Annotated in this window: 5 protein-coding genes; all 5 read right to left on the reverse strand. The window is 58.3% G+C overall.

What is annotated here, in order from left to right; all coding sequences use genetic code 11:
* Nucleotides 1-292: 292 nt before the first annotated feature.
* Complete coding sequence (locus tag NW819_RS08050; RefSeq protein WP_011431751.1) at nucleotides 293-1642, reverse strand: adenylosuccinate synthase; 1350 nt, start codon at nucleotides 1640-1642, stop codon at nucleotides 293-295.
* A gap of 211 nt (nucleotides 1643-1853) precedes the next feature.
* Nucleotides 1854-3353: a S41 family peptidase gene (locus NW819_RS08055; protein ID WP_414413443.1), complete on the reverse strand. Its 1500-nt coding sequence runs from the start codon at nucleotides 3351-3353 to the stop codon at nucleotides 1854-1856.
* Nucleotides 3354-3518: 165 nt separating this feature from the next.
* The gene (gene tig, locus NW819_RS08060) at nucleotides 3519-5189 is read right to left on the reverse strand and encodes a trigger factor (protein WP_414413444.1); all 1671 of its coding nucleotides are present in this window, start codon (nucleotides 5187-5189) and stop codon (nucleotides 3519-3521) included.
* Nucleotides 5190-5265: 76 nt separating this feature from the next.
* Nucleotides 5266-5649 carry a lipopolysaccharide assembly protein LapA domain-containing protein gene (locus NW819_RS08065; protein WP_414413445.1) on the reverse strand — a complete coding sequence of 128 codons (384 nt, stop codon included), beginning with the start codon at nucleotides 5647-5649 and terminating at the stop codon, nucleotides 5266-5268.
* Nucleotides 5650-5731: 82 nt separating this feature from the next.
* The coding region (gene ccsB, locus NW819_RS08070) for a c-type cytochrome biogenesis protein CcsB (RefSeq protein WP_414413446.1) at nucleotides 5732-6110 on the reverse strand (379 nt) is incomplete at its 5' end.

A 6110-nucleotide genomic window follows, 5' to 3' on the forward strand; every position in this document is an offset into this window, starting at 1 on the left:
TCATTTCAAGTTAGATTAAGACGCTTCCTATTCGCTCGGCAGTGAGGAGCTGGGAAGCAAGACAACGGAACAGTTTTATTCCCTCTTAAATGACTATAAACTAGGACACTGCATCCACACCTAAGACGTTGAACGCACAGGGCCGGAAGGCTTTTCTCCGTAGCTTAGGCGTTTCACCCTAACCTGAAATGACCATAACTTAACTCACATTGATCATTACTGAGCATTTGATCACTACATTGTTAATGATTGCCCTATGATTGCCCTTGTTCCCAATTGTTCTTGAGCCCACTCAGTCGGGCATGAGGGCGTGGGCGCGCTTGCCACCATTGGGGTAGAGAAGGGCCCGCTTGGGGCCGTGGATGGGATCTTCGACAATGATCGTCTGGTCGCGGCTGGCCCCCAGAGAAACAATGGCAATCGGCACCTGCATCAACTGCGCCAAAAACTTCAGGTAATCGTGGGCTTCGGGGGGCAAGTCTTGGATGGAGCGGCAATCTTTGGTGGAACATTTCCAGCCCGGCAGGGTTTCGTAGATGGGTTTGCACTGGGCGAAAACCCGGGCATCGCTGGGAAAGTGACGAATTTCCCGCCCCTGGTACTCGTAGGCCACGCACACCTTGATCTCATCCAAGCCATCCAGCACATCCAGCTTGGTGATGGCCAGGCAGTCTAGGCCATTGATTCGCACCGCGTAGCGCCCAATTACCCCGTCAAACCAGCCGCAGCGCCGTTGTCGCCCTGTGGTGGTGCCAAATTCAGCACCGGTTGCCCCCAGGTACGCCCCGATCTCGTCTTTGAGCTCGGTGGGGAAAGGGCCTTCGCCAACGCGGGTGGTGTAGGCTTTGGCCACCCCGATCACCCGGTCAATGCTGGTGGGGCCGATCCCAGCGCCAATACAAGCGCCACCGGCAATGGGATGGGAGGAGGTGACGTAGGGGTAGGTGCCGTAGTCGAGATCCAACAGGGTGCCTTGAGCCCCTTCAAACAGGATGTTCTCCCGATCTTCGATGGCTTGGGTGAGAAGCAGAGCAGCGTCGGTAACATAGGGGCGCAGCCGCTCGGCATAGGCCAGGTATTGCTCGATAATTGGCTCGGGATCCAAGGGCGGCAAGTTATAGATCTTTTCCAGCAAGACATTTTTGTAGGGAATGGCCCAACTGAGGCGCTCCCGCAGCTGGTCAGGGTACATCAAGTCCACGACGCGAATGCCCATGCGCTCGGCCTTGTCGGCATAGGTGGGGCCAATGCCCCGGCCGGTGGTGCCCAGCCGGTAAATGCCACGCCGCTCCTCTTCTGCGATGTCAATGACCCGGTGGTAGGGCAGGGTGACGTGGGCCGTTTCGGCAATGAACAGGTTGTCGGTGGAAATGCCCAATTGATGCAGTTGGTCGATCTCGGCCAGCAGAACCTCGGGATCGATCACCGTGCCGCTGGCGATGATGCAGCGTTTGTCGGGGTAGAGAATGCCAGAGGGGATCAAGTGTAGCTTGAAGGTTTGGCCCCCCACCACCAGGGTATGCCCTGCATTCACCCCACCTTGATAGCGGACGACCACATGGGCCTTTTCACTGAGGAGGTCGGTGATCTTCCCTTTTCCTTCATCGCCCCACTGGGCACCGACAACCACGACGTTTGCCAAGAGCTTCTCCTACAGTCCGTAGATGGCACAAAAAATCCCCTTTGCGGGAGTTGCTGCACTAATCTACCGCATCGCTCCGGGCGATGTTGAGAGATCAGGACAAAAAGATTAACAATCGATTAACTTTTCTCCGGCAGGGGACAACGTGGAGATGGGCGGGATCCCCGAACCCTCTGGCAAGCCAACAGAGATTCCCCAGTTGCCCTCGCCTTCAGCTCCCCGGCTTGAACAGGCCAATGGCCGTGACCTGGTTGGATCCCACCTCAAAGGCAAAGGCCAGGCCCAGGGCATCGTAGTTGACGTAGTAGCGGTCGTCGCGCAGATATTCTCGGCTTCCCTTGGGATAGGGTACCACCTCGTTGTAGCCGTTCTCGCCGGGCCCGCCGTAAACGGCGATCACTTCCGAATAGGTGGAGCCGATGCGGATCCCTTCGCCGGTCATGGCTTCCGGGTGGGTGGTGTAGATGCGGTTGGCGAAAAAGCTATCCACAATGCCCGGATGACGGTAGGTGAAGAGGATGTAGTCTTGTAGGTAAAAGATCTTCAAGTCGCTGTTGGGCTGAAACACATTGGCTCCAGAGGCCGCTGGGATCTGATCGACATTGCCCAGCAGGTGGGTATCCACGTTGCGGGTATCCATACCCAGCTCAAAGCGACCGACTCGACCCTCTTGCACCAGCACTGTAGGCCGTGGGGGCAGGGCAGGTCGCCGGGGGGGCAAGGCCAGCGCTTGCAGGCCGGCATTCAGCCAAGCATTGTCATCTCCTTCCACGGTCTGCAAGGGCACCAGACCCCGCTCCAAAGAGCGACCATCCCCTGTCTTCCAGGTGGCCACGGCCAGTTCCACCGCCGCGCCGGAGGGAAGGGCAAAGAAGCGGGTTTGTCGCTCGCTGCCTTGGGTGGGCTGTCCCAAGATAAGGGTGCTACCGCTGGATCCCAACTGGGCAGCCAAGAGGGTGGCCCCCTGGCGGGTGTTACCATCCACGAGAACGGCCAACGGGATCCCGGCGGCAATGGGCAGATTTTCGCTGTTCCAGAGGGTGGGCTGCCCGAATCGGTCTTCGGTAATCAGCAGCGGCTGGACGGAGCGGGGCAGAAATAGGCGCGCCACATCGGCCACCACTTGGGGGTCGTAGCCCACCGAGCCGCGCAGGTCGAGGACAATGCCCTGGCTGTAGTCTTGGGTGTAGAGGGTTTGGCGGATTTGCTGAGCTGTGGCCGGGGTGAGATCCGGCACTGCCAAATAAACCTGGCGCGGGCCGATCCCGCGGGCTTGTACGGGAGGACGGGGACGGTTGAGCAAGTCCTTGAAAGCTTGCGGATCCCAGAAGCGATCGGCGGGATCCCCATACTCCCGCAGGATCTCTTGAATGAACTCGTACTCCACCTCAATAGAGGGGCGGGGATCCCCGTAGCTTCGGGCCAACAGGCGGGTGTAGAGGTCGTTGTAACTAACCGCAGCAGCTTGGTTGCCTGCACCCAAGGACTCGTTGATGAACAATCCCACCAGATGGCGGAGATCCAGCCCGACCGGCTCACGGGGAGGGGAAGGGGCTGCCGGGATCCCTGGATCGGGAAACGAACCTTGGGGATCCGAGGGCATGATGGGCACAGGAGGCAAGGCCGATTGGCCCACAGCGCTGCCGGGCGAGATCCCGGCGATCAGGGTGAGGATCCCCCAAGCCCCAAGTACGCGCGCAAATCCCTTCATGGCAGCCTGCCCTCTTGCAGATGTTGCGAATAGGATAAACCCTAAACGCTCCCCTTTGCCACTGCCAGCAGTGGTAGATATCTATTTTTTGCGACTTGGAACACTAGGGGCTGCGCCCCCTTGCTTTTGAAGGAAATGCCCTCAGCCAGAAAATCCCCAGCGCATTCACTTGCCTTTTTTGTCCTTTTTGTTCGGCTTGGGCTTTTCTGCTGCCGGGATCTCTGTAGCGGTCTCTGCCGCTTTCTCCTCAACTGGGAGCGTTGCCTCTGCCGCAGAGGCTGAGACGGTTTCAGCAGGGGATGCTTCTACAGCCTTTTCTGTAGCTGGCTCGGCTTCCGCAGCTGCAGCTTCTCCATCCGTTTCCGCCCCCGTAGCCGTCTCTGATGAGGATTCAACGGCCTCAGGGATCCCAGATACCTCTGCTTCTGGCCCATCGGCCTCAAACTCGGCCTCTGGCACTTCAACCTTCTCCTCCGAGACTGCCAAAGAAGTGGGCGCCTGGGTTGGATTCCCCTCGCTATCGACCCAGTTGACCGTAGTTTGCGACTTCAGCCAGGCCATCACCTTGTCGGTCAGCAAGCCTTCATAGACGGCTTGGCGTACTCGTTCCCGATCCAGCTTTTGGCCTTGCTGGGCATAGGCCGCCATCACCTCTTCCACCTCCACGTCCAACTCCGTGGAACCTACGGCAATTTGCTCTTGCCGAACGATGGCGCTCAGGGCCAAGGTGCGCCGCAGCCGGTCGATGGCTTCGGGTCGGTGGCGCTCTTTCAACTGGTTAAGGGTTTCGGGAGGCAACTCGGACAAGAACTTACGGAGCTCCCCCGGCTTGATGCCTTCCTGCCGCAGGGCCTGGAGACTCTGGGCCAGCAGTTGTGTCGTTTCTTGTTCGATGAGGGTTTCCGGCAAATCCACCTCAGTAGTCTCCAAGATGGCGTTGAGGATGGCGGTTTCCAGGTTCTCCTCAGATTGTGTCAGGGCATCCTGTTCGAGGCGCTTTTGCAAGTGCTCCCGCAGTTCGGCCACCGTTTGAAAGCTGCTGATCTCTTGCACAAAGGCATCATCCAATTCGGGCAGCTCTTTGGCCTTGATCTCCCTCAGGCAGACAGTGAAGGTAACCGTTTTCCCGGCCAACTCTTTTCTGAAGTAGTCGTCGGGGAAGGTGGCTGCGATCTCCTTGGTTTCGTCGAGCTGCATGCCCACGATGCCCGCCACAAAACCGGGGATGAAGTTGTCTTCCTTGAGTTCCAGCTGGAAGTCCTGGGTGGTCATCTCGTCGAGGGGATTGCCTTCTGCATCGCGGGCCTCAAAATCGATCACCACCACATCCCCCAACTGAGCAGGCCGATCTTCTACCGGCAAGAGGGTGGCCCGCTGATCCCGCCATCGGTCGATGAGCTGGTCAATTTGCTCAGGCTTGACGTCAACACGGGTTGCCGTAACGGTCAGCCCTTTGTATTGGCCAACGCGGGCTTCGGGGTACACCTCAACATATCCCGAGAAGCTGAAGTCTGCTTCGGGGTTGAACTGAGCCAAGAGCTGCCCCACCTCATCATCCAGCTCGAACCGGCTAATGGGAGTGAGCCGAGCTTCCTTGAAAGCCTGTTGAATGGCCTCGCTGATCAGGTCATCGACAGCACTGGCCAGGATGCGCTCGCGGCCCACCTGCCGCACAACGAGGTTGCGGGGGGCCTTGCCCTTGCGGAATCCCGGAATCTGGATATTCTGCTCCAGTTGACGCAAGGTTTTTTCGTAGGAGCGCTTCACCCGGTCGGCTTCTACCACGATTTTGAGACCGACCCGGCTGCCAGGGCGTTTTTCTTGGATAACCTGCATAGGAAGTATGAGCTAGGGAGAGGGGCAAGTAGAAGTTCAATTCTACCTCAACGGCCTGTGGGTCAACCTGGGGATTTTAGGCAGGGGATCCCTCGGTGGCCACTTCTTTCACATCCTGGATGTCCTCTTGGGGTTCGGCACGCTTGCTGGGGGGCAGTTGCTTCACTTTGGCTTCCAGCTCCACCACCATTTCCTTGAGTTCGGTGATGGTGACCTCCTTCTCCTGCAGTTGCCGATTTTTTTCCCGGGCTTCGATGCTGAACTGTACGCGCATCCAGAGGCTATACAGCCAGGCGAGGGCGGCCCCAATCCCAGCAGCAGCCAGAAGTTCCATCACCAGAGGGCTTTCGATGCTGACGCCAGGGGCAAAGGTAATCGTGACTGGGGTGGCGTTTTGCATGGCGAAGAGAGCGATTCCTAGGAGAGCCGAGAACAGGATCAGGTAGTTGAACAGTCGCATAATTTTCTCCTCTTGTCTCCTCTTGAGAGGGATCCACTACGGCTTGCCAGCACCAGGATACTCATAAACGGGGATCGGTTTCTTAGAAAAACCAGCCATAGCTGTGTAAGCCTTTGCCCAGAAAGTTGACCCCCAGGTAACATACCCAAACCACTCCAAAACCCAAGCTGGCCAAGAGGGCGGGGCGTCTGCCTTGCCAGCCTTTGGTGATGCGGGCGTGCAAATAGGCGGCAAAGACCAACCAGGTAATTAAAGCCCAGGTTTCTTTCGGATCCCAGCTCCAGTAGGTACCCCAGGCTTCGTTGGCCCAAACGGCGCCGGCAATAATGCCGATGGTGAGCAGGGGGAACCCCAGCCCGATCAGCCGGTAGCTGGTGTTGTCCAAGATTTCTGCCAGGCTCAGCCGTTGCCAGGGGATCCCTTCGGGGGCCGGTTGGGGGGGGAGTTCAGCGGACGAGGGG

It is taken from the genome of Synechococcus sp. R8-2 (assembly GCF_047461715.1).
Classification (GTDB): domain Bacteria; phylum Cyanobacteriota; class Cyanobacteriia; order Thermostichales; family Thermostichaceae; genus Thermostichus.